The following is a 23,459-nucleotide window of genomic DNA, read 5'->3' as shown; positions in this document are numbered from 1 at the left end:
CGTCTTCAGTCGCAGCACTGGCGAGCAGGTGTTTGGCAGTTCTGCTCCAGCAATGCGAGCCAGGCACGTAAGGCGTTGATCCGATCTGGCCTGAGGCTGTAATACACCCAGCGACCCTCCTGACGGTCCTCAAGCAGGCCGCACTCCCGGAGCACCTTCAGATGGAAGGAGAGGCGTGACTGAGAGAGGGCAAGTTCTGCGGTGAGATCACACACACATCGCTCTCCGGCGGAAAGCGCCTCGATGATTTTTAAGCGCAGGGGATCAGCCAGGGCCTTGAGGAGACCACGGGCCTGATCGGAGCCCAAAGATGAAGGATGCTCCAGCGCAGGCGACATCACAGCCAATATCCGCGAACCAATCGTGGTCCAAACCTATCGAGACCAGAACAGGAGGGGGCCATCAACGACCAATCAATCAAGGTTGATTCATCAACTCTTTTTGATTTAAGCTGACGGCGCTGCCCTCGGCTCAACCAGCATGCGGATCGGAATCAACGGCTTCGGACGGATCGGACGTCTGGTCTTCCGTGCCCTGTGGGGTCGCCCGGGCATTGAACTGGTGCATATCAATGACCCTGCCGGTGACGCGCCAACCGCAGCGCATCTGCTCGAATTCGATTCGGTCCATGGGCGCTGGGATCGGGGGATCAAGGCAGAACCTGACGGTTTCAGCGTTGAGGGCCAGACACTGACCTGGTCACAGCAGAAAGAGATCACGGCCGTGCCTTGGCAGGAGCGTGGGGTGGAGATGGTCCTGGAGGCCAGCGGCAAGATCAAAACACCCGAAACCCTGCATCCCTACTTCGAGACTCTTGGTCTCAAACGCGTTGTGGTGGCCTGTCCCGTCAAGGGAGTCATCGCCGGAGCTGAGGCGCTGAACGTTGTCTATGGGATCAACCATCACCTCTACGAACCGGCCCGCCACAAACTGGTGACCGCCGCCTCATGCACCACCAATTGCCTTGCCCCGGTCGTGAAAGTTGTGCACGAACAGTTCGGGATCAAGCACGGAATGATCACCACGATCCACGACATCACCAACACGCAAGTGCCGATTGATGCCTTCAAAAGCGATTGGCGTCGAGCCCGCTCCGGATTGACATCGCTGATCCCAACCACCACTGGATCGGCAAAGGCGATTGCCATGATCTTTCCTGAGCTGCAAGGCAAGCTCAATGGCCATGCGGTTCGCGTGCCCCTGCTCAATGGCTCCCTCACCGACGCCGTCTTCGAACTGAAACGCGATGTCAGCGTTGACGAAGTCAATGCAGCCTTCAAAGATGCCGCGGAAGGAACACTTCGGGGAATTCTGGGCTACGAGGAGCGCCCTCTCGTCTCGTGCGATTACACGAACGACAGTCGCAGTTCGATCATCGATGCACCTTCAACGATGGTGGTCGATGGCAACCAACTCAAGGTGTTCGCCTGGTATGACAACGAATGGGGTTACAGCAGCCGTATGGCTGACCTCGTCTGCCATGTGGTGGCCATGGAGCAGCAGCACTGATCAACCATGAAACTCTCAGCCCTGCAGCAATACGGGATCGTGACGGCCAACTACTGGGCCTTCACACTCACCGATGGCGCACTACGCATGCTTGTGGTGTTCCACTTCCACGGCCTCGGTTACTCCACGCTGGAGATTGCCTTTCTCTTCCTCTTCTATGAATTCTTCGGAGTGCTCACCAATCTCTATGGAGGCTGGATCGGTGCGCGCTACGGCCTGAGGCTCACCCTCTGGGGAGGAACACTCCTACAAATCCTTGCGCTTTTGATGCTGGTTCCTGTGTCTGCCAGCTGGCCCAAACTGCTCAGCGTGGGCTACGTGATGGTGGCGCAGGCGATCAGCGGTATCGCCAAGGACCTCAACAAGATGAGTGCCAAAAGTGCCATCAAGACCGTGGTGCCGGAAACCCCTGATGACGCGCAGCGAGGGGAGAACCAACTCTTCCAATGGGTGGCCATCCTCACGGGATCCAAAAATGCCCTCAAGGGGGTGGGATTTTTTCTCGGCGGCGTACTGCTGACTGTCTTCGGGTTCAACAACGCGGTTGGCCTGATGGCAGCGGGGCTCGCCTTGGCGTTCCTGCTGACCTTGGTTTTACCAGGAGAGATTGGCAAGATGAAGGCCAAGCCAGCCTTCTCCTCTCTTTTCTCAAAATCTGAGGGAATCAACATCCTCTCGCTGGCTCGGTTCTTCTTATTCGGAGCCCGCGACGTCTGGTTCGTCGTCGCCCTGCCTGTCTTTCTCGAAGCGTCCCTTGGCTGGGGATTCTGGGAAATCGGTGGCTTCCTTGGTCTTTGGGTGATCGGCTACGGAATCGTGCAAGGCACGGCGCCCGGCCTCCGGCGTCTCTGGGGTCAGACCCGCAGCCCAGGGGTCGGCGCCGTCCAGTTCTGGAGTGGCGTACTCACAGCCATTCCCGCCCTGATCGCTGTGGCTCTCTGGAGAGAAGTGGATGTCAGCACGGCCATCATCGGCGGACTTGCAGCCTTCGGGGTGGTGTTCGCGATGAACTCCTCCATCCACTCCTACATGGTGCTCGCCTACACCGATACCGAGAGCGTGAGCCTCAATGTGGGCTTCTATTACATGGCCAATGCAGCGGGCCGCCTCGTGGGAACCCTGCTTTCAGGTGCTGTGTTTCTGATTGGCGGGACGCCATCCTCAGGGATGCAGGCCTGCCTTTGGTGCTCCTCGTTGCTGGTGCTCCTCTCTTGGCTGAGCAGCTTGCGTTTACCGGCTCCAGCTGCCGTGGAGAAAGCGGCCGCTTAATTTGAAGGATTGATCGTCGTCCCCGCCTCGGCGGGTCGTTGGCCCCTATGCCCCATCCCGCCCGGCTGGCCGCCCTTCAGGCCATTCAGCAGCGTGAACCGATGCCCTGCGAGCCGACACCGCCGCTGGAATCGATCTGGGCCAGCGATGTCTTCACGCTGCAACGCATGAAGAATGCCCTGCCCAAGGAGGCTTACAAGGCCGTACGCCGCGTGATCCGCGATGGAGGGAAGCTCGATCTGGATGTGGCCGATGTTGTAGCTCAGGCCATGAAGGACTGGGCTTTGGCCCGAGGTGCCCATTACTACGCACACGTTTTCTATCCCCTCACAAACTCCACAGCCGAGAAGCACGACGGCTTCATCAGTCCGCAGGGCGACGGAGAAGCCATTCATGAGTTTTCCGGCAAGCTTCTGGTACAGGGGGAGCCCGACGGAAGCTCCTTCCCCAATGGAGGGATCCGTTCCACCTTCGAAGCTCGCGGCTACACGGCCTGGGACATCACCAGCCCGGCGTACTTGATGCGCACACCGAATGGTGTGACCCTCTGCATCCCGACAGTGTTTGTGAGCTGGACAGGGGAAGCGCTCGACAAGAAGACACCACTCCTGCGCTCGAACGCCGCCATGAATCGGCAGGCCCAACGCCTGCTCCGGCTGCTTGGCAATCAAGACGTGGCACCCGTGAACAGCTCCTGCGGGGCTGAACAGGAGTACTTCCTGGTGGACAGCCAGTTCGCCACCCTTCGTCCTGATCTGCAGCTGGCAGGACGCACGCTGTTCGGTGCAGCGTCACCGAAAGGTCAGCAGTTCGATGATCACTACTTCGGGGCAATCCCTGAGCGGGTGCAGGTGTTCATGCAGGACGTGGAACAACAGCTCTACCGTCTCGGGATCCCTGCCAAGACCAGGCACAACGAAGTGGCACCAGGCCAATTCGAGATCGCACCGGTGCATGAGGCCGCGAACGTGGCCACAGATCACCAGCAGTTGATCATGACCGTGCTGAAAAGCACAGCAAAACGGCATGGCTTCACCTGCCTGCTGCACGAAAAACCCTTTGCCGGCATCAACGGCTCTGGGAAGCACGTGAACTGGTCCGTGGGCAACAGCACCCAGGGCAACTTGCTCGATCCCGGCCATACCCCCCACGACAATCTTCAGTTCCTGCTCTTCTGCGCCGCAGTGATCCGTGGCGTCCACCGTTATGGAGCCTTACTGAGAGCCGTGGTCGCTACCGCCGGTAATGACCATCGACTTGGAGCGAACGAAGCCCCTCCAGCCATCATCTCGGTGTATCTCGGCCAACAGCTGGAGCAGGTGTTCCAGCAGATTCAGCGTGGAGAGGTGACCGCCAGCAGCAGCGGCGGCCTCATGCAGCTGGGCGTCGATACCCTCCCTGAATTCCCCAAGGACGCTGGTGACCGCAACCGCACCTCCCCCTTCGCCTTTACGGGAAACCGCTTTGAATTCAGGGCCGTGGGCTCCGGCCAATCGGTGGCAGGGCCTCTTGTGGCGATGAACACCGTGCTGGCCGATTCCCTGGAGTGGATCAGCGATCGACTCGAGTCGGAAATGGCAGCAGGCCAGACCCTGGAGCAGGCCTCAGCCGGCGTACTGAAGCAAGTGGTGGATCTTCATGGGGTCGCCATCTTCGGAGGTGACGGCTACTCCGATGCCTGGCATCGGGAAGCAACTGAACAGCGCGGACTAGAGAACCTGAAGAACACCGCTGAGGCCCTTCCCGTGCTGCGTCGCGACGACGTGCGTGATCTCTTCCAACGCCAGGGGGTGATCAATCCTGTGGAACTGGAGAGTCGTTACGAGGTCTACGGCGAACAGTACGTGCTGGCGATTGAGGTGGAAGCGCGGGTGGCGTTATCGATGGTGCGAACCCAGATCAGTCCTGCGGTCCAGAAGCAGATCAGCTGCATGGCGCGCAGCCTTCAGCAGCAGCTCTCCCTCGACCTTCAACCGGACCGACGCAACCTCCAAAGGATGGCGGCTCTGCAGAAGCGCATGGACGAACAGACCGACGCCCTCGAAGGTGAATTGCAACAGCTGCATCACGGCGACACAGCTGCATCGATGAACCGTTGCGCCGCTGTCATCCTTCCCCGCTTGCTGCAACTGCGCGAAGCAGTCGACAGCCTTGAAAGCCTCAGTGATGACGATCGCTGGCCTCTGCCCTCCTATCGAGAGATGCTGTTCGTGCGTTGATCGAGAGACAGGTGAATCGAGGCCAAGCCCTCGCGCTACTGCTGTCGGTCCTAGCGGTGGAAACTACGCAGGCTGTTTGGGCTGATACTCGGTCTCCCGTCACGACTCCGAGCACAACGATTGGAATCCTGGCCGTGAACAACGGCCAGGAACTGCTTGTGGAGATCAATGGCCAGGGACGCACCCTGCGATTGAGCTGCATTCAGGCACCACGTCTCCAACAACAGCCTTGGGCGAAAACCGCCAAAGAGGCGTTGGCCAAAGAGGCCACCATTGGCAGCCAGTGGCAATTTCAGCTGAGGGCACGCGACGTTCACGGACGTTTGGTGGGAACCCTGAAACGCGGGGACAGGGATCTGGTCGAACCTCTGCTGCGCGAAGGGCAAGTTTTTGCCTATGACGGCTTTCTGGGCTGCTGCGATGACCTCCCCTATACAGCTTGGCAATCGGAGGCCAGGGCCAGAGGGGTCGGCATCTGGAGTGTGCAGAACGGCATGACGCGTCCATGGGATCTGCGAGAACGCACTCCAGTCGAAAAACAACTCGCCCCCTGATGGTGTGCATGCACACAGCAGCGGCGCAGGACCACTGACTGAATGGATTCAAGTGGAACACCTCCAATGAGTTACGAACCCGGAAGCACAGACTGCCGCCTGCTCATCGATGCGAAACAGCATCTCGAGGAAGCCCTCGGCACCCTCAGCGCCATGCCCCATACCGACCACATCCAGCGTCAACTGAAGGCGGTGTACAGACAGCTGGAGGGGATGCATGATCTGAAGCGTGCCGGCGGTGCCGGTGTTTCCCTTCGCGATGCTGATTGGTGTTCAGTAACGACCAACGCCCTGCCTGGCTCAACTGGCTGTTTTTAGCGATCTTTCTGTGGAGTTCCTGGCAACTGGCCGGGTTCTGGTTCGCCCAGCTGCACGGCTGATCAGCTCAACACAACATGATCATGCGTAGGGGTAGGCATTCGGCACGAAAAACTGTTCGTTGATGGGCGGCCGGATGTAGTCGCCCTGCTCAGGCCGCGGCGGTAGATCAATGCCAGGTGGAGTCATGTCCTCCCAGGGAACCTTGCTAAGCACATGTCGGAGACAATTCAGCCGTGCCCGCCGTTTGTCATCAGCTTCCACGGTGAACCAAGGGGCCTCCGGGATGTTGGTGTGGGCGAACATCGCGTCCTTGGCCCGGGAGAAATCCACCCAACGGTTGCGCGCCTCAAGATCCATCGGACTCAGCTTCCAACGACGCGTGGGATCATCGATACGCGACTGGAAGCGGGCTTCCTGTTCTTTATCACTGACAGAAAACCAATATTTCAGTAGAAGAATGCCGCTGCGTACCAACATCCGCTCGAACTGCGGACAGGCCTCCATGAATTGATCGACCTGCTCATCAGTGCAGAAGCCCATCACCCGCTCCACACCGGCGCGGTTGTACCAGCTGCGGTCGAACACCACGATCTCGCCGGCGCTGGGAAAGTGCTCCACATAGCGCTGGAAATACCACTGGGTTTTCTGCTGATCCGAAGGAGTGCCGAGGGCCACCACACGACAACCCCTGGGGTTCATCGGTTCTGTCAGCCGTTTGATCGTGCCGCCTTTCCCGGCTGCGTCACGCCCCTCGAAGAGCACGATCATGCGGTATCCGGTGGCTTTGATCCAGTACTGCATACGCACCAAATCGGTCTGCAACCTGATCAGCTCGGCCTCGTAAAGCTTCTTGTTCAGGCGATCACCGTTGTGGTTTCGTCCCTCAAGCAGGTCATCCAGCAGTTCGGAAGGATGGTCGATGTCGCATTCACTGCCATCGAGAGCCGCAATCACTGGGTCCGGCAACTTCGCTTCGGAGGGGTGTTGTTTCGACTTCTTCCCCTTGTGATCGCCTTGTTTGTGATGTTTGTCGTGTTTGTCCTTGTGACCCATGGTGCGGAGAGCTCCTGCTCCATTGGTGCACCGTGAGCGTCGACAGCAAGTGCAGGGTCAAGCTTTTCTCAACCTTTCAGTGGAAAGGGCAGCAAAAGCTGAAGCCCGAATCGACCGCCCACAGAGTCGCAGTCTTCCCCATTCATGTCAGCGGGAAGCCTTGAAAGGGTGCCGCCATGGAGCTGGGCCACATGGGCCACGATCGCCAGACCAAGGCCGCAATGACCCTGCCGACCTCTGGATTCATCCAAACGTTGAAAGGGTTGCAACGCTCGGTCCCACTGGTCAGCTGGCATGCCATCACCTTGATCCCAGACTTCGATGGAGCATCCATCCGGTCGACGACGTAACCGCAACAGCACCGGTGGAGAGCCATGGCTGAACGCATTGTCGATGAGGTTGGCCACCGCGCGGGAGATCGCGACTGGACGAACGAGGATTTGCATCGGTTCCAGATCCAGATGCAATTGGTCTGAAGAATGACTGCTGGACACCTCGGCCAGGAGCTGATCCAGGGGCAGCTCGATCGCCTCCTCTCCATCGCCTCCCCCAGCAAACAGCAGAAACTGTTCAGTAATCCGCTCAAGCGCTTCAAGGTCGTTGGCACAGCGATCGCGCTCAGCCACCGAGAGGGAAGGAAGCGATAGCCGGAACTGCAGTCGGGTGATTGGCGCACGTAGATCATGGGCAATGCCTGCAAGCATCGTTGCCCTCTCCTGTCGGGTGGCCGCAAGGCGCTGCACCATGGCGTTAAAGCGATGGGTCAGACGCTTCACCTCGGGGGCTCCTCGAGCTGGAACCGCTTCAGGATCTTCTCCCTCACCAACGCGGCTGAGCACCTTCTCAAGCCTACGGAGCGGTTGCTCCACCTCCAAAAGCAAAAACAGAGCCCCGGTGATCACCGCTGCCGCCACCAGTGAAGAACCGAGCAACGTCGGCTCCGGCGGCCAGGCCATCGGCGAACGCAACGGGACGCGTAACCACACAGGCTCCAACGGAGAGATCAACTCGATCCACACCACCCGGCTGCGGCCCGATGCTTCCACCATCGGGCAATGGGCAAGGCGCTGACAGAGCTGATGCTGCAAGACCTTGGCCTGGCGCTGCAGAAAAGGAGACGCTGAACCCTCCATAGGAGGGCGAAAGCGCACGGCCAGATCCAAACCGGTCAGTTCGCTCACCAGATGAGGGGGGTAGCGCTCAAGGGCTAGCTCGGTGAGCCGCACATTCAGGGCCAGTTCCCGACCCAGCTGCACGCTTTGCAGACCCTCGATCTGGCGACCAAAGAGTGCCTGCAAGGCCAACAGGCAAAGCCCCCAGCAGCCGATGGCAACGCCCGACCAGCCCAGCAACGAACGGACGGACTGACTCCAGCCACCACCAATTCTCATCGTGATCTGGGTGTTCCATCCGGCACGAAAACGTAGCCGTACCCCCAAACCGTTTGGATGTAGCGCGGACGGCTGGGATCCGGTTCCACCAACTTGCGAACCCTGGAGACCTGCACGTCCATGCTGCGGGTATCAGTTTCACACCCAGGACCACGAGCCAGCTCGATCAGACGGTCGCGGGAGAGCGGGCGATGGGGATGTTGCACGAATGCCGCCAGCAGGCTGAATTCACCGCTGGTGATCACAGTGGGGGTTCCCTCACGCACGAGGGTACGGGCAGCTAAGTCGAGTTCGTTATCGCCAAAACGCACGGCCCCACCCTCGGCCAAGGGGGTTCCCGCGGGCATGGCCATCCGGCGACGCAACACGGCTTCGATCCTGGCCGACAGCTCTCTGGGAAGGAAAGGCTTGGCAAGGTAGTCATCGGCACCCTGCTCCAGACCGATGATCCGATCCACCCCCTCCCCTCGGGCCGTGAGCATTACCACCGGCAGATCATCATCAGCGTCACGCAAGCGCCGGAGTGCCGTTAGGCCATCATCCCCAGGCATCATCAGGTCGAGAACCACAAGGTCCGGACGCTGAAATTCAAGCCGGGCCTCGAACTGCTTCACATCGCTGAGACAGCGCACGTCGTAACCCTGATCAATCAGATAGGTGCCCACCATCTGACGGAGTTCCGGATCATCATCGACGACCCAGATCATCGAGGTACGTGTCATGAAAAGCGCCGTGCTGGTCGGATCTGATCGTATGGATCAGGCCGCCATCTGTCCGCAACAATCGGACCCTGTCACAGCTCAGTCGTCAACGGTTGCAGAACAGACATGAACGACACTGCATTCCTTCATAGCCTGCGCTCATGAAGCAACCATCAGCGACCGCGATCGTCAGGGTTCTGGCCTCTGCAGCGACGACAGCGCTGGTGATGCATGCCGGAGCAGCCCAGGCGAATCCTGATGAGGTGAATGCCTATGGCCGACGCATGGAAGCACTCTTCGTCCGGATGGACCTCAATCGCGACGGTCGCCTGGATCGATCGGAAGTCCAGGGACAGCCCTATCTGGAGCAGCGGGTGCTCCGTCAGGACTCCAGAGGCTTCCTGCTGCTCGAGGACCTGCGCGTTCCATCCAACCAGCCAAGCGGTTTTCGCCTGCAAAAACGATTCCAGCAAGCAGACCGCAATGGCGATGGCCGGTTGGATCGAGGGGAAGTACGCCAACTCCCCTGGTTGGCGCGCAATTTCGAGAGCGTTGATCTCAACCAGGATGGAGCTTTGACCCTGGCTGAGCTCTGGACGCTTCAGAAAGCTTTGGCACCAAGGCCTTATCGCTGAGCGGAGCGAGATCGGGGACTGGGTCCCGAGCCAGGGTGGTCCACGACACGACCGGAGCCAGATGAACTTGAAAACGATCGCCAACAGGCACGAGTCAGGCGTACGACTCCACCCAGCAGAGCCACCAGCGCAGCGACCAGGAGCAAGGCCAAAAGAATCACAGCAGCGATCCCCAACAGGGCCTCAAGCAATTGCGCCAGTCCACGAATCAGGTCGGCAATGGCTTCACTCACCACCACCAGCGCATCAATCTTCTGGGGCAACCAACTGAGAAAGGCCAGCAACCCCACACCGAGCAGCACAAGCAGAACCCCTTCAAGGGCTTGGCGCCTGACAGGAATGCTGGGCCTGGACCGCCGCGAAGAGAACACCTTGCGCGGCTTTGGCTTTCCAGCGATTGAACGCAACCTGGGCCGATTCATAACACCAGCGGGTGACCGGCACCGCGCATCCAACGCTCGAATTCCAACAGCACGAGTTCGTTAGGACAATCGATCAAGGTGAGATCACCGACTGTGCAGTCGCCATAGCCGCTGTGGTGAAGCGTCAGGTGATAACCGGAACCACTCAACCCGCAGACCTCGGGATCGCTGCGTACAACCACATCAAGGGCTGCACCGATGCGAGCCACACGACGCCTCAGATCCGACCAGCTGGCTCCCATGCTCTAAGGCCATTCACACTCAATTCTCTTGCTCAAAGAGAGTTCGTCAACGTCCTCGAACCGCTTCCTCAGCGCTCGGTGGTTGGGATGGCGGTTGAGTTGGCACCCACATCGCCAGAACGGCAGCCACGAAAAGGGCGGATCCACCAAGAACAGGAGCACCCAGACGCCGATGCAGGGGGATCCGTTCGGCAAGTTCACGGCGCTGCAACGGCCGCTGCGGAAGCGGTGGCCAGGCCACCTGAACGCGGGGATCCAGGCGCATAGCATCAAGACAACGCACGAGATCAGCAAGCTCGGCGTCATCCAATCGGATGCTGAGCGGTTCGACCCCAGGCTGACTGCTTCGAAGCTCCAGCACGTGGCCTGCCTCCATTGGAGCGATGCTCACAGGGGCGTCATCAGCACCAAAACGACGCGCCACTCCAGAGAGCTGATGGCGTGCATAAGGAAGCACCACGGCAAGAAGGGCTTCAAGGTGATCCCGCTTGCCTTCGAGTTCAGGGGCTCCAACGACCTGCAATCGCCAGGCCGAGAGGATGCCGATCACGCCGTTGCCCTGATCAGCAGAGAAGTCAGGAAGCCCCTCAACCTCGAGACGGGCCGCGGTTTGGTCGTAGCGGTAGGAGAGCTTGATCATGGCTTCAGGGTGTGGGGTCGAGAAGGCTGGCCCGCATTCGGTCCACACCGCCGGCTCCGGAGCAGAGAGCCAGGGAACGCACCAGCTGACGCTGCAGTGGCGCGGATTGCTCGAGATCCAGAAGCCGTTGCACAGCTCCGCGCCGAGGGTTCATGCGTTCGGTGACCAGAGCACGCAGTCGCTGATCGAGGAGCGCCCATCGCTGGGACGTGAGCTCTTCGGGCTCCTGACGGGAAAGCAGTTGATGCAGCAGGGGATAGAGGCGATCGGCCATGGCACAGAGCAACTGGATCAGTGCATCCGTTTCCTTCGAGGTCACGGAGCCTCGACGGGTGGACCGCCTCAGGGGGTTATGGCAGCGCCGCTTCCACAGCTCCACCCGATTGGGGAACAGATCAGAGAAGCCCAGTTGCTGGGTCGCCCAGACCATGGCCTCCCCACCATTGAGATCGAGAGCCTCAACAGTGAGGAGCAACAGGTCGAGACGCTCGAATCCGCGTCGGCCCAGTTCAGCAGTGGCGTCGGTCATGGCTGCGATGATGACAGGGCTGAGGCCTCTGCGTCACCCTTCCTTGGATCTTCGCCAGTACATCCGGGACATTCCCGATTTCCCCAAGCCGGGAATCCTGTTCCGCGACATCAGCCCCTTGCTTCGAGATCCCGAGGGATGGGCTGAGGTCATGCGTCGACTCGGGACGGTCTGCGAACAAGTGCAGCCTGATCTCATCGTGGGGATTGAATCCCGGGGATTCATTGTTGGCACTGCTCTGGCCACCGACCAACGCATCGGCTTCGTACCCGTGCGCAAGCCTGGAAAGCTGCCGGGCGAGGTGATCGCGATCGATTATTCCCTGGAATACGGGAGTGATCGACTGGAAATGCACGCCGAGGCCTTGCGCGATGGCGCCCGCGTACTGATTGTTGACGACCTCCTGGCAACCGGTGGAACCGCAAGCGCCACCGCCTCGCTCGTGTCCGAAGCGGGCGGGCAATTGGTTGGTTGCGGGTTTGTTGTTGAGCTAGCAGCCCTGGAGGGTCGGCGGCGGCTTCCGGAGCAGACCCCGGTGGAATCGCTGGTTGTTTACAACTGATCAGATCTGCTCGTTCTGCTGCCAATCAAGAACTGCCTGATACTGAGCAAGGCTGAGAAGCCCGAAGCTCCAAAGAACGATCGGCAGGGGAGCTTGCTCCAGCTCAGCCTGACGAAGGCCAAGCTGGAGCGCATTGTCGCTGAGGCCCAGCTTCTCCTGGAGAAACTTCAGGAGCGTCGCTGGGGGCCGGGGCTGGGGTGAGCTGCTGAACACCATGCATCCAGTCTGACCGTCAGCGGCTGGATGTCAGCGACGCCATGCCAACGGTCCGTCGGTCATCGCAGCAAGTGAAAGCTGTCGCAGCACGCCGAAGCGCCCCATGGAGGACAGCCCCAGACGGCGCAGAAGCAACAGCAGAGGGTTGCGGTTGGAAAACAGACGCACCAGCAAATCCGTTGCCAGGCCGACGAGGATCAGATCAGGAAGGCGGCTGCGGGCATAGCGGCGACCAATGGCAGATCCACTGAGTCGGCTGGAAGCGGGATGCTTCAGGAGTCGAAGCAACTCCGCCACATCACGCCAACACAGATTGAGACCCTGACCTCCGACGGGATGACAACGATGCCCCGACTCCCCGACCAACAGCAGTCCTCCCCGTGCAAGGCGGGGGGCGAGGCTCAGCTGCAGGGGGAAAGCCCTGGGCTGGTCGAGGAAAGCCTCCAGCTCAAGCCCCTCCGGAAGCACTCCGAATAGCTCCTTGAGCAACTGGTCAGGAGAGAGTGCGGCACGCTCACGGCAGCACTCGAGGGGAGCGCTCCAAACGATTTGGAACGCATTGTGACCGAGGGGAAGAACAGCAAAAGGCCCCTCACAACGAAACAGCTCGTATGCGGTTTGGGCTTGAGGGTTGCGCAGCCGCACCTTGAACGTGAGACAACCCTGTTGATAAGTCCAAGACCAGAAAGGCAGCTTCCAAAATCCCCGATGGGGTGACCCTGGACCGTCACAAGCAATCGCGAGATCGAAGCGCCCCTCTGGGGTGTGGGGAGCCGGCGCAGCGCCAAGCTGCAACTGCACGGAGGGATGGGAGGCCAATCGATCCAGGAGCAGCTCCATCAGAGGCCGGTGATCAAGGATCCAGCCAATCGCCGGAACCAAGCGATTCCCACCGGCGAGGTCATCCGGGGTGAAGACAACCCGTGCTTTCAGTTCACGATCTTGAAGGTCAAGTGAACGGAACGGGATGAGATCGCTGCCAAGGGCGTCCCAAAGCCCAAGCTCGTTGAGCAAACGACGCGATGAGTGGGTCAGGGCGTAGGCCCGACTTCGAGCAATCAGTTCCTCGACGCGCTGTGGATCCTGAAGGATGACCTGAAAGCCAAGCTGAGCCAAGCCAAAGGCAAGCAGGGAGCCGGTCGGACCGGCTCCAGCGATTGAAACGCGGCGGGGATCAGCCGAGACCAAGCAGACCGTGGGTGAATGCTTCGCCACCAAGGGCGAACTCAGTGGCCAGAAGAGCGATGAATCCAAGCATTGCCATCCGCCCGTTCAGCTTTTCTGCACGGTCGTGGAAGCCCCAACCGCTCTCAGGAGCAACAACTTCCATGCGGGGCTCTGTAGCAAAGGCATTCAGACGACCGCCATCTTCGGTGGTGACGGTGGCACCACGGATCGCAGGGGCCGTGGAAGGGTTGGACTGAACCATGCTTTCTCCTGTTTCTTTACGCACTGTAACCCCTTATTAAGAAATTTTGCGCCCGCGCGCCAGGCGGCGCTGGCAAAGCTCCTCGAAAGCCGGTCGCAAAAGGTAGGGGTACTCGCCGACCCAGAGCTTCAGGCCGGGTAACCAGGCATCACTGAAGGCGGCAACCCGAGAGAAGTCTTTGCGATCGCTGAGCACCAGGCAACGCAGCGGCAGCCCGGCACGAATCACCCCGTGTTTTTTCTCCATTGGGAAGCTCAACCGGCCCAGATACCCGTCCTCATCGGCGAGCTCCAGAACCATCCAGGTTCGTCGTTGCTCGACAAGCTCCAGGCGGCCGTTCTGATCCGCTTGCTCCCGCTGGCTCTCCACTCTTTCGCGGGTGTAGGCCTCCGCCACTTGCCCCTCAAAAATGGCCGCCGCGGGATAACGGCGCAGTGTGGCGTTGCGTTGACCAGCCTCAAGAATGGGTCCCCAGAGGACGTAGAGCAGAAGTGCGACGCCAAGGATCAGCCAAATGGATCCCCAACGATTGAACGAGAGACTTTGGCTGATCAGCAGGGTGATCACGCCACCGATGGTGGAAATCAACACCCGCTGGAGAATCTTGCGTGGATTCCCGAGAGCGGCAGAAAACTGATTGCCGGTGGCAATCGCCGGGATCAGCCGTTGCAGTTCGCCAGGTCGAAGAGGGATCAGCATGGTGCGCTTCGCTGCTTGTCGGAGGCTTGATCAGAGAATGCGCTCTAGGCCATAGACCAGGGCGTTGAGCTGACGCACCCGGCGAACAGTGAGCAGAACACCTGGCATGTAGGCAGACCGATCCATGGTGTCGTGGCGGAGCGTATAGGTCTCCCCAGGAGCTCCGAACATGACTTCCTGATGGGCAACGAGCCCAGGAAGACGCAGGGAATGAAGGCGCAGACCACTAGGACGCCGCCCCCCCCTGCTTCCTGCAAGCGATTCGTGTTCCTCAACCTCCTCAGGGTTGAAGCTCTTGCCTAGCTCCTCCATCAACTCAGCGGTTTTGATGCACGTGCCGCTAGGGGCATCCGCCTTGCGGTTGTGATGGAGTTCCGTGAGTTCCGCATGGTCATAAAAGCGCGCCGCTGCAGCAGCTGCCTGTTGCAACAGCACCATGCCCACCGAGAAATTGGGGATCACCGCTCCACCTACAGAGGCTTTCTCCGAAAAAACCTGGAGGTCTTGCAACTGCTCAGGTGAGAGACCGGTTGTTCCGATCACAGGATGCACTCCATAGGCGATCGCAGCCCTGGTGTGCTCGTAAACCACCGAAGGGTGGGTGAAATCCACCATCACAGCGCCCTGGCCTTGGCCTAGCTGACGCACCTCCTGGCTAACGGCGCAGAGACAGCCTTCGAAATCTGAGGTGACGGCCACATCGAGAGCACCGAGCCCGAGTTCGCTGCCGAGATCCACCCCCTCCTTGCCGGGCGTGGTGTCCACAGCCCCAGCAACCCGGCAGTCGTCTGAAGCCAGAACTGCTTTCACAACCTCGGCACCCATGCGCCCAAGGGCGCCCACCACCACCACAGGAATCGGACTTGCTGTCGGGGTTGCCATGGCGTGGGGGTTCTCTGGCCAGAGCCTATGGGGCGGCCGTCTGTGTAACACCCGAGCTTCAACCCTCGCAGCAGGGACACCAACGCCCGTAGGCTTCTTCACATTGCTCAAACCACGCCGATGTTCACGCAGGTCCGCTCCAGCGATCGCCGGATTGTTCCTGCTGACAACAACAATCACCAGGCGGTGATGAAGGCGGTGTATGTGGTGCTCGAGCCTCAGTACCAAAACGCCCTCACACAGGCGGCCCAAAGCCTCAATGCCCAGAACGGTCCACTGGGCCTCCAGCTGAGCGGATACCTAATTGAAGAGCTGCGCGATCCACAGAACTACGCCGATTTCCAGGCCGATGTGGCCGAGGCCGATGTGTTCATCGCCTCTTTGATCTTCATCGAAGATTTGGCTCAAAAGGTGGTGGACGCCGTGGCTCCCCATCGAGACCGTCTCAAGGCCGCTGTGGTCTTCCCTTCGATGCCGGAGGTGATGCGTCTCAACAAGCTCGGCAGCTTCTCCATGGCCCAGCTCGGCCAAAGCAAGAGCGCGATCGCCGGCTTCATGAAGAAGCGGAAGGAGTCAGGCGGAGCTGGATTCCAAGACGCCATGCTCAAGCTGCTGAACACCCTGCCGACGGTGCTCAAGTACCTGCCTGTGGAGAAAGCGCAGGACGCCCGAAGCTTCATGCTCAGCTTTCAGTATTGGTTGGGTGGCACACCTGACAACCTGCGCAACTTCCTGTTGATGCTGGCTGACAAATATGTCTTCCCTCCGGCAACAGGGGAGCAACGTCCGGAGTTGGAGGTCGCTGACCCGGAGGTGTTCCCTGACCTGGGCATCTGGCATCCCCTCGCTCCTTCGATGTTCGAGGACCTCAAGGAATATCTGAACTGGAACAGCAGCCGCAGCGATCTCAGCGACGCAGCCCGTCAGGGCCCTGTAATTGGCCTGGTGCTCCAGCGGAGCCACATCGTGACCGGCGACGATGCCCACTACGTGGCTGTCGTTCAGGAGTTGGAGTTCCGTGGAGCCAGGGTGATTCCCATCTTCTGCGGTGGTCTCGACTTTTCCAGGCCGGTCAACTCCTTCTTTTATGACCCCTTGAACCCCGATCAACCTTCGGTTGACGGCGTCGTATCACTCACCGGTTTTGCTCTCGTCGGCGGTCCTGCCCGTCAGGATCACCCGAAAGCCATTGATGCCCTCAAGCGGCTGAACCGCCCTTACATGGTGGCGCTCCCCCTGGTGTTCCAGACAACGCAGGAATGGGAAGACAGTGATCTCGGCCTCCACCCCGTGCAGGTTGCCCTTCAGATCGCGATTCCAGAGCTCGACGGAGCGATTGAACCCATCGTGCTCTCCGGTCGTGACGATGCCACCGGTAAAGCGCACACCCTTCAGGATCGCGTTGATGCCATCGCCGAGCGAGCAATCCGCTGGTCATCCCTGCGGATCAAGCCACGCAAGGACAAAAAACTCGCCATCACGGTCTTCAGTTTCCCCCCCGACAAAGGCAACGTCGGAACTGCGGCCTATCTCGATGTTTTCAGCTCGATCCACCGGGTTCTCGAGGAGATGAAGGCAAAGGGTTACGACGTGCAGAACCTGCCCCGTGACTCGAAGAGCTTGATGGAGGCGGTCATTCATGATCCCGAGGCCCTGCAGGGTGCACCGGAACTCTCTATTGCCCACAGGATGAGCGTTGAGGAGTACGAGCGTCTGACCCCTTACTCCGAGCGACTAGAAGAGAACTGGGGAAAGCCACCCGGAAACCTGAACAGCGATGGTCAGAACCTTCTGATCTATGGCCGCCATTTCGGCAACGTGTTCGTCGGCGTTCAGCCCACCTTTGGCTACGAAGGTGATCCAATGCGGCTTCTTTACTCCCGCAGTGCAAGCCCTCATCACGGCTTTGCCGCCTATTACACCTATCTGGAGAAGGTGTGGAAAGCCGATGCGGTGCTCCACTTCGGCACCCATGGCTCCCTTGAGTTCATGCCAGGAAAGCAGATGGGTATGAGCGAAAGCTGCTACCCGGATTCCCTGATCGGCGCACTTCCCAATCTCTATTACTACGCCGCCAACAATCCTTCGGAGGCAACGATTGCTAAGCGCAGGGGGTACGCCTCGACAATCAGCTACCTCACCCCACCGGCAGAAAATGCTGGGCTCTACAAGGGACTCAAGGAGCTCGGTGAACTCGTTGGCTCCTACCAACAGCTCCGTGAAGGCGGCCGTGGCGTTCAGATCGTCAACGCAATCGTTGAAACCGCCCGTCAGTGCAATCTTGACAAAGACGTGCAGCTTCCTGGAGAGGATGCGGCAGGTCTTGACCTGGAGGCCAGGGATGCCGTAGTCGGCGCGGTCTACCGCCAGCTGATGGAGATCGAAAGCCGTCTGCTCCCCTGCGGACTGCACACGATCGGCAAGCCACCGACGGCCGAAGAAGCGATAGCAACACTTGTGAATATCGCTGCACTTGAACGTGAAGAGGAAGAGATCCGCTCACTCCCCGGCCTACTCGCCGAAGCGCTCGGTCGCAAAATTGAAGACATCTACAAAGGCAACGACGATGGCGTCCTTGCTGACGTTGAGCTGAACCGCACCATTACCGAGACGTCCCGAGCGGCGGTTGGTGCGATGGTGCGGTCCCTGACCGGCCTGGATGGACGCGTCAACCTGCGCGGCAATTTTGGTTGGCTTCTGGATCTTCTGACCCGTTTCGGCTTCAAACTGCCAACGCCTTGGCTCCGAGCCTGCTGCAGTGCTGGTTTCACCAGCGTTGATTCAGTCGCGCTAGACAAACTGTTTGCCTACCTGCGGTTCTGTCTCGAACAGGTCTGCGCTGACATGGAAATGCAGAGCTTGCTTCGAGCTCTGGATGGGGAATACGTCCTGCCAGGGCCTGGAGGCGATCCGATTCGCAACCCCGGTGTGTTGCCCAGCGGCAAAAACATCCATGCCCTTGATCCCCAGGCGATCCCCACCAGAGCTGCCGTGGCAGCAGCCAAGGGCGTTGTCGACAAGCTGATTGAACGTCAAAAACAGGAACAGGGTGCCTGGCCTGAAACGATTGCCTGCGTGCTCTGGGGAACTGACAACATCAAGACTTACGGCGAATCCCTGGCCCAAATCCTCTGGTTTATTGGTGTGCGTCCTGTGCCCGATTCCCTTGGACGGGTGAACAAGCTCGAACTGATTCCCCTTGAGGAGCTGGGCCGTCCTCGGATTGACGTCGTGGTGAATTGCTCGGGTGTTTTCCGCGACCTGTTCATCAACCAAATGGCACTAATTGATCAGGGCGTGAAGATGGCGGCAGAAGCCGAGGAGCCTCTCGAGCACAACTTTGTTCGGAAACACGCTCTCGAGCAGGCTGAGAAGGAAGGCACAAGCCTTCGTGATGCAGCCTGCCGGGTGTTCTCCAATGCCAGCGGCAGCTACAGCTCCAATGTGAACCTGGCTGTTGAGAACAGCACCTGGGAGGAAGAGGGAGAACTACAAGAGATGTATCTCTCCCGTAAGACCTTCGCATTCAATGCCGACAATCCCGGTGAAATGAATCAAAAACGCGAGGTTTTTGAATCGGTCATGAAGACCGCTGATGTGACATTCCAGAACCTTGATTCCGCTGAAATTTCCCTTACGGATGTCAGCCACTATTTCGACAGCGACCCCACCAATCTCATCAAGGGTCTCCGGGACGACGGCAAGGCTCCCACGAGCTACATCGCTGACACCACCACAGCCAATGCGCAGGTTCGCTCGCTCAGTGAAACCATCCGTTTGGACTCACGCACGAAGCTTCTCAATCCCAAGTGGTACGAGGGCATGCTTAATTCAGGTTATGAAGGCGTGAGAGAAGTCGCCAAGCGCCTCAATTTCACCCTCGGCTGGAGTGCCACTTCAGGTCAAGTCGACAACTTCGTTTATGAAGAAGCGAACGAGACTTTCATCAATGATCCTGAGATGCGAAAGCGTCTTATGGAACTGAATCCTCACAGCTTCCGTCGAATTGTCGGCACACTGCTTGAAGTGAACGGGCGTGGTTATTGGGAAACATCCGATGAAAACATCCAGCAACTTCAGGAGCTTTATCAGGAGGTGGAAGATCGAATCGAAGGCGTCAACGTCGGCGATTGATCCACTCCTGCTCGGATCCTTCTTCAGGTGAAGAGTCACCCCTTTAAGGGGTCTGGCGCTACTCCCGGTCTCGGCAGCCACACAGGTTGTCGAGATCGGGCCTGCCTGTGAGTTTCAGTCGCTGGGATGCCCACAGCCCATACACTCCATCCACGATTGGGCCTATCACGGGCCAATTGGTTGGGGCATACAACCAGCCAAGGCCGATCAAACGGTAGGCGCTGCGAAACACCGCCACATCCTTCAGAACCGTTCCATCGGCTTCGATCGCATGAATCCTGCTCATCGCCTGGCGGTAGGTGATTCCACCCCACAGCGATGGCTCGTAATCAGGACTGTCGATATCCACGAAACGGATCAATTCTTTGCGATCGCGTCGTCGCAGAAAATTCACTTCACGCACGCAGAGCGGGCAGCCGCCATCAAAGAGAAGGGTTAGGCGTGGTGACATGGTGTTCCTTGACCGGCCTGATGGCAGCGGACATGTCCGCAATTTGGCGGATCGGGCCAACATCATGGACCCTCAGCACCGCCACACCGGCCGACACAGCCCGAGAACACACTGCAGCCGTACCCCATAGGCGAGCTCTAGGCCTGGGTTCGTCAAGGACAGCCCCGATGAAGCGCTTGCGCGATGGTCCGAGCAAGACGGGGATCCCCTGGTCAGTGAGTCGCTCTAGGTGCCTGATGAGCTCAAGGTTTTGCTCCGTGGTCTTTGCGAAGCCAAGGCCCGGATCCCAGAGCAATTGTTCCTGTGTCACCCCTGCTGCAAGCGCCCGCTCCGTATCAATCCGAAGCTCTCTGATCACACCCTGCACCACACCCTCAACTCCGTAGTCCGTCAACGCATCCATGGTCTGGCTGTCGCCGCGGGAATGCATCAACACAAAAGGGCAACCGGTGGAAGCGATCAGAGGCAACATCCCGGGATCACGGCGCCCACCGCTGATGTCATTGATCCAGTCGGCACCGGCGGCAAGGGCCGCCTCAGCTACAGGTGCTAAGAACGTATCCACCGAAAGGATCAGCTCAGGGCAGCGGTCACGCAGGGCTTTGAGCACGGGGATCAGCCTTGCAATCTCGACACTGGCTCCAACCTCTTCAGCTCCGGGACGGGTGCTCTGAGCACCAAGATCCAAGAGATCAGCCCCTGCCTTGACCATCGCTTGCCCCTGGGATAGAGCCGCTGAGGGGTCGAAATAACGGCCTCCATCACTAAAAGAATCGGGCGTGATGTTCAACACGCCCATCACAGCCGGACGCCGCCCCCAGCCATTAGGCCAGCGCATGCTCAACTCAGGTGATCTGGTAATTAGCGATGCGGCCGAAGCTCTCAGGATCAAGGGAGGCACCACCCACCAACACACCGTCGATATCGCTCATCGCCATCAGCTGATCGATGTTCGCCGGCTTCACAGACCCTCCGTACTGAATGATCAGATCGGGGGATCCCACCCAGCTTCTGATGAGGCCACAGATTCGGTTCGCCTCACTGGCCTCACAAGTCTTGCCGGTGCCAATGGCCCAGATCGGCTCGTAAGCAACAACCAGCGTCGCAGGATCCAGCCCCTCCAACCCCTGCTCCACCTGCCTGCGAATCACGCGCTCGGCTTCGCCCCGAGTGCGTTGCTCGTCACTTTCACCCACACAAACGATGGGGATCAGTCCATGGGACTGGGCCGAGCGGGCGCGATGGTTGATCTGTTCATCGCTCTCGCTGAAGTATTTGCGTGGCTCGCTGTGGCCGACGATGGCATAGGTCACCCCATGCTCCTGAAGCATGCTGGGTGAGATCTCACCTGTAAAAGCCCCTTCACCCTCCCAGTGAACGTTCTGGCTGGAGAGTTCGAGCTTCGAGCCCTTGGTGAGGTCTGAGAGCGTGGAGATCGCTGTGAACGGTGGCGCCACCACCAAATGGCGGTCATCCGGGGTGTCACTGATCAAGGGCAAGAACGCAGCCAGCCAGTCCCTGGCCTGGGCACAGGTCATGTGCATCTTCCAGTTGCCAGCGATCACCGGTTTGCGCACGCTTGCGTCCTCTGCAGCTCAGCAGCAGACAACTTACGGCCCGACCTGCTGCTGAGGTTCCATCGTGGCCTCATCGGCGCCCATTCTGATGCGATCACCAGGCTGCAGCTGACGGCCGCGCCGGGTCTCAATGGCGCCATTCACCGATACATCACCAGCCTGAATCCGCAGCTTGGCCTCACCTCCAGTCCCAACCCAGCCCTGCCATTTGAGGAATTGATCCAGCCTCATCAGCATCGAACGCAACGGATCACCATTGATAGTGTGGCGCGATGCTGAAATCCTCTGAAGCCGGATTCCGCAGGTTGCTCCCCCTGCTGCGTCCCCACCTGCGCCGGCTGATCCTGGGGCTCCTGAGCATGGCGGTGTTCGTCGGCAGCTGGCCCCTGCTGATGAACCTGGTGGGCCGCTTGATCCCCGCTCTTGGCTCGGGCCAGCTTGACGTGGTGCTTCCCGTGCTGGGCGTGGTGCTGGTGGTCTTCCTCGTCCAAAAGCTGGCCCAGTTTCTGCAGGACTCTCTTCTGGCCGGACCAGCTCTCCAGGTGAGCCAGTCTCTACGCAGCGACCTGTTTCAGAGGCTGCAACGGGTGGAGCTGGGTGCCCTCGAAAAACTCTCTGCTGGGGATCTCACCTACCGACTCACCGAAGATGCCGATCGGGTCAGTGAGGTCATCTACAAGACCCTCCACGACACCATCCCCAGCGCCCTGCAGCTCATAGCCGTGCTCGGCTACATGCTCTGGCTTGACTGGAAGCTCACGATGGCCATCGTGCTGCTTGCCCCATTGATCGCCTGGCTGATCAGCCTGTTTGGTGCGCGAGTGATGGCTGCAACTGAACGAAGCCAGAAGAAAGTCAGCGAGCTCGCAGGCCTGCTCGGAGAAGCGATCGAAGGACTCCCACTGGTGCGTGCCTTTGCAGCCGAACCCTGGCTCCAGGCACGGTTCGAGCAGGAGATCGATCAGCACCGCAGGGCCCGCTACACCACTTACCGCTTGGTGGCCCTTCAGCATCCCGTTGTCGGAATCATCGAAGTCCTCGGCATCGCCACAGTGCTCGTGCTTGCTGCAGCAAGGATCAGCAATGGAGATCTCAACAGTGAGGGCTTGAGCAGCTATCTCACAGGGCTGATCGTGCTGATCGATCCGATTGCCCACCTGACCACGAACTACAACGAATTTCAGCAGGGTCAAGCGTCGTTGCGTCGGTTACGTGCCATCGAGCGAGAGCCATCCGAAGCGCCGGATCCAACTCCTGCGCTTGAGCTCGGACGCCCCAGCGGCCAGCTGACCCTGGATCGGATCTCTTTTGCTTACACACCTGGTCAACCAGTTCTTGATGATCTGAGCCTCAGGATCGAGGCCGGGCAGATCGTTGCACTCGTGGGCCCTTCCGGAGCTGGCAAGAGCACGCTGTTTTCACTGCTGCTGCGTTTCAACACAGCTCAACAAGGGCAACTGCTTCTTGATGGCAAGGACTTGTCCCGAGTGCGGGCGAGGGAGCTGCGTCAACAGGTGGCCTTGGTTCCTCAGCGCAGCAGCGTCTTCTCTGGAACGATTGCCGAAGCGATCCGATTCGGCCGGGAGGCGAGCCAGGAGCAACTGATCGAAGCCGCCACCCTGGCCAATGCCCACGAGTTCATCATCCGGCTACCTGACGGCTACAACACCCGACTCGAGGAGCGAGGCACCAACATCTCCGGCGGCCAGCTGCAGCGGGTGGCCATCGCTCGAGCCGTTCTTGGCAATCCCGCCGTCCTCCTGTTGGACGAAGCCACTAGCGCCCTGGATGCCGAAGCCGAGGCTGCCGTGCAGGTGGGCCTGAAACAAGCGATGAACGGACGCACCGTTCTGGTGATCGCCCACCGACTGGCCACCGTGCAAGAGGCCGATTCGATCGTCGTGCTGGAACGGGGTCGGATCACTGAACAGGGAAGCCATGACTCCCTGATGCAGAGGGGTGGCCGGTACCGGGAGCTCTGTGAACGCCAGTTCATCCGCGATCTGCAGAACGCTTGACAGGGC

Annotated in this window: 26 protein-coding genes; 9 read left to right on the top strand and 17 right to left on the bottom strand. The window is 59.6% G+C overall.

The window, feature by feature from the left end; translation table 11 throughout:
* Positions 1-5: 5 nt before the first annotated feature.
* Positions 6-338: a helix-turn-helix transcriptional regulator gene (locus tag H0O21_RS09625; RefSeq protein ID WP_131457378.1), complete on the bottom strand. Its 333-nt coding sequence runs from the start codon at positions 336-338 to the stop codon at positions 6-8.
* 142 nt (positions 339-480) lie between these two features.
* Here H0O21_RS09625 and H0O21_RS09620 point away from each other — a divergent pair, with 142 nt between their 5' ends.
* The 5 genes from H0O21_RS09620 (at position 481) to H0O21_RS09600 (ending at position 5,869) form a co-directional block, all read left to right on the top strand.
* On the top strand, positions 481-1,509 hold the full coding sequence (locus H0O21_RS09620) for an ArsJ-associated glyceraldehyde-3-phosphate dehydrogenase (protein ID WP_185189524.1): 1,029 nt from the start codon (positions 481-483) through the stop codon (positions 1,507-1,509).
* A gap of 6 nt (positions 1,510-1,515) precedes the next feature.
* Positions 1,516-2,778 (top strand): organoarsenical effux MFS transporter ArsJ, encoded by a 1,263-nt coding sequence (gene arsJ / locus H0O21_RS09615; protein ID WP_131457374.1) that lies wholly within the window; start codon positions 1,516-1,518, stop codon positions 2,776-2,778.
* A gap of 47 nt (positions 2,779-2,825) precedes the next feature.
* Entirely contained in the window at positions 2,826-4,997 is a 2,172-nt protein-coding gene (locus tag H0O21_RS09610; RefSeq protein WP_185189523.1) for a glutamine synthetase III, read from the top strand.
* A gap of 134 nt (positions 4,998-5,131) precedes the next feature.
* A complete protein-coding gene (locus H0O21_RS09605; protein WP_255440971.1) occupies positions 5,132-5,551 on the top strand; it encodes a thermonuclease family protein in 420 nt (139 codons plus the stop codon).
* Between the two features lie 66 nt (positions 5,552-5,617).
* Positions 5,618-5,869 carry a hypothetical protein gene (locus H0O21_RS09600; RefSeq protein ID WP_185189522.1) on the top strand — a complete coding sequence of 84 codons (252 nt, stop codon included), beginning with the start codon at positions 5,618-5,620 and terminating at the stop codon, positions 5,867-5,869.
* An 81-nt stretch (positions 5,870-5,950) separates the two neighbouring features.
* Here H0O21_RS09600 and ppk2 read toward each other — a convergent pair whose 3' ends face one another.
* From ppk2 to H0O21_RS09585, 3 genes are all read right to left on the bottom strand, one after another.
* The gene (gene ppk2 / locus H0O21_RS09595) at positions 5,951-6,925 is read right to left on the bottom strand and encodes a polyphosphate kinase 2 (RefSeq protein WP_185189521.1); all 975 of its coding nucleotides are present in this window, start codon (positions 6,923-6,925) and stop codon (positions 5,951-5,953) included.
* A 68-nt stretch (positions 6,926-6,993) separates the two neighbouring features.
* Positions 6,994-8,316, bottom strand: a complete 1,323-nt coding sequence (locus H0O21_RS09590; protein WP_185189520.1) for an ATP-binding protein — start codon at positions 8,314-8,316, stop codon at positions 6,994-6,996.
* Positions 8,313-9,038, bottom strand: coding sequence for a response regulator (locus tag H0O21_RS09585; RefSeq protein WP_185189519.1), 726 nt, complete (start codon positions 9,036-9,038; stop codon positions 8,313-8,315). Before H0O21_RS09585 ends, H0O21_RS09590 begins: the two co-directional genes overlap by 4 nt.
* Positions 9,039-9,178: 140 nt before the next feature.
* Here H0O21_RS09585 and H0O21_RS09580 point away from each other — a divergent pair, with 140 nt between their 5' ends.
* Positions 9,179-9,652, top strand: a complete 474-nt coding sequence (locus H0O21_RS09580; protein ID WP_240789393.1) for an EF-hand domain-containing protein — start codon at positions 9,179-9,181, stop codon at positions 9,650-9,652.
* Here H0O21_RS09580 and H0O21_RS09575 read toward each other — a convergent pair.
* From H0O21_RS09575 to H0O21_RS09560, 4 genes are read right to left on the bottom strand one after another with little or no spacing between them, the layout of a single operon-like run.
* Positions 9,643-10,059 carry a hypothetical protein gene (locus H0O21_RS09575; protein WP_255440970.1) on the bottom strand — a complete coding sequence of 139 codons (417 nt, stop codon included), beginning with the start codon at positions 10,057-10,059 and terminating at the stop codon, positions 9,643-9,645. The two genes, H0O21_RS09580 and H0O21_RS09575, sit on opposite strands and share 10 nt — an antisense overlap.
* 11 nt (positions 10,060-10,070) lie before the next feature.
* The gene (locus H0O21_RS09570; RefSeq protein ID WP_131457366.1) at positions 10,071-10,316 is read right to left on the bottom strand and encodes a hypothetical protein; all 246 of its coding nucleotides are present in this window, start codon (positions 10,314-10,316) and stop codon (positions 10,071-10,073) included.
* Positions 10,317-10,362: 46 nt separating this feature from the next.
* The gene (locus H0O21_RS09565; RefSeq protein ID WP_185189517.1) at positions 10,363-10,956 is read right to left on the bottom strand and encodes a DUF4335 domain-containing protein; all 594 of its coding nucleotides are present in this window, start codon (positions 10,954-10,956) and stop codon (positions 10,363-10,365) included.
* A 4-nt stretch (positions 10,957-10,960) separates the two neighbouring features.
* The gene (locus tag H0O21_RS09560; protein WP_131457362.1) at positions 10,961-11,485 is read right to left on the bottom strand and encodes a DUF3038 domain-containing protein; all 525 of its coding nucleotides are present in this window, start codon (positions 11,483-11,485) and stop codon (positions 10,961-10,963) included.
* Between H0O21_RS09560 and H0O21_RS09555 the strand changes: the two genes are divergently transcribed.
* Positions 11,484-12,047 carry an adenine phosphoribosyltransferase gene (locus tag H0O21_RS09555; RefSeq protein ID WP_185189516.1) on the top strand — a complete coding sequence of 188 codons (564 nt, stop codon included), beginning with the start codon at positions 11,484-11,486 and terminating at the stop codon, positions 12,045-12,047. The two genes, H0O21_RS09560 and H0O21_RS09555, sit on opposite strands and share 2 nt — an antisense overlap.
* Here the strand turns inward: H0O21_RS09555 and H0O21_RS09550 are convergent, their stop codons facing one another.
* Genes H0O21_RS09550 through dapB form a run of 5 tightly spaced genes read right to left on the bottom strand, consistent with a single transcriptional unit; the run spans position 12,048 to position 15,273 of the window.
* Positions 12,048-12,263, bottom strand: coding sequence for a DUF2949 domain-containing protein (locus H0O21_RS09550; RefSeq protein WP_185189515.1), 216 nt, complete (start codon positions 12,261-12,263; stop codon positions 12,048-12,050).
* Positions 12,264-12,293: 30 nt separating this feature from the next.
* Positions 12,294-13,451, bottom strand: coding sequence for an FAD-dependent monooxygenase (locus H0O21_RS09545; protein WP_185189514.1), 1,158 nt, complete (start codon positions 13,449-13,451; stop codon positions 12,294-12,296).
* Positions 13,438-13,692 carry a high light inducible protein gene (locus H0O21_RS09540; protein WP_131457354.1) on the bottom strand — a complete coding sequence of 85 codons (255 nt, stop codon included), beginning with the start codon at positions 13,690-13,692 and terminating at the stop codon, positions 13,438-13,440. Before H0O21_RS09540 ends, H0O21_RS09545 begins: the two co-directional genes overlap by 14 nt.
* Before the next feature lie 36 nt (positions 13,693-13,728).
* Positions 13,729-14,391, bottom strand: a complete 663-nt coding sequence (locus H0O21_RS09535) for a hypothetical protein (protein WP_131457352.1) — start codon at positions 14,389-14,391, stop codon at positions 13,729-13,731.
* Positions 14,392-14,421: 30 nt separating this feature from the next.
* The gene (gene dapB, locus H0O21_RS09530; protein WP_185189513.1) at positions 14,422-15,273 is read right to left on the bottom strand and encodes a 4-hydroxy-tetrahydrodipicolinate reductase; all 852 of its coding nucleotides are present in this window, start codon (positions 15,271-15,273) and stop codon (positions 14,422-14,424) included.
* A 120-nt stretch (positions 15,274-15,393) separates the two neighbouring features.
* Between dapB and H0O21_RS09525 the strand changes: the two genes are divergently transcribed.
* Entirely contained in the window at positions 15,394-19,407 is a 4,014-nt protein-coding gene (locus H0O21_RS09525; protein WP_185189512.1) for a magnesium chelatase subunit H, read from the top strand.
* A 58-nt stretch (positions 19,408-19,465) separates the two neighbouring features.
* On the opposite strand, the gene H0O21_RS09520 is transcribed toward H0O21_RS09525, so the two are convergent.
* From H0O21_RS09520 to H0O21_RS09505, 4 genes are read right to left on the bottom strand one after another with little or no spacing between them, the layout of a single operon-like run.
* The gene (locus H0O21_RS09520; protein ID WP_185189511.1) at positions 19,466-19,858 is read right to left on the bottom strand and encodes a thiol-disulfide oxidoreductase DCC family protein; all 393 of its coding nucleotides are present in this window, start codon (positions 19,856-19,858) and stop codon (positions 19,466-19,468) included.
* Positions 19,830-20,696: a dihydropteroate synthase gene (gene folP / locus H0O21_RS09515; RefSeq protein WP_185189510.1), complete on the bottom strand. Its 867-nt coding sequence runs from the start codon at positions 20,694-20,696 to the stop codon at positions 19,830-19,832. Before folP ends, H0O21_RS09520 begins: the two co-directional genes overlap by 29 nt.
* Before the next feature lie 7 nt (positions 20,697-20,703).
* A complete protein-coding gene (gene tpiA, locus H0O21_RS09510; RefSeq protein WP_185189509.1) occupies positions 20,704-21,435 on the bottom strand; it encodes a triose-phosphate isomerase in 732 nt (243 codons plus the stop codon).
* A 33-nt stretch (positions 21,436-21,468) separates the two neighbouring features.
* On the bottom strand, positions 21,469-21,666 hold the full coding sequence (locus H0O21_RS09505) for an RNA-binding S4 domain-containing protein (RefSeq protein WP_131457523.1): 198 nt from the start codon (positions 21,664-21,666) through the stop codon (positions 21,469-21,471).
* A gap of 41 nt (positions 21,667-21,707) precedes the next feature.
* On the opposite strand from H0O21_RS09505, the gene H0O21_RS09500 reads away from it, so the two are divergent.
* Positions 21,708-23,453, top strand: a complete 1,746-nt coding sequence (locus tag H0O21_RS09500) for an ABC transporter ATP-binding protein (protein ID WP_185189508.1) — start codon at positions 21,708-21,710, stop codon at positions 23,451-23,453.
* The last annotated feature ends 6 nt before the right edge of the window (positions 23,454-23,459 follow it).

It is taken from the genome of Synechococcus sp. HK01-R (assembly GCF_014217855.1).
GTDB lineage: Bacteria > Cyanobacteriota > Cyanobacteriia > PCC-6307 > Cyanobiaceae > Synechococcus_C.
Note: the sequence above shows the minus strand (reverse complement) of the source record. Positions and strands in the feature narration are given on the sequence as shown.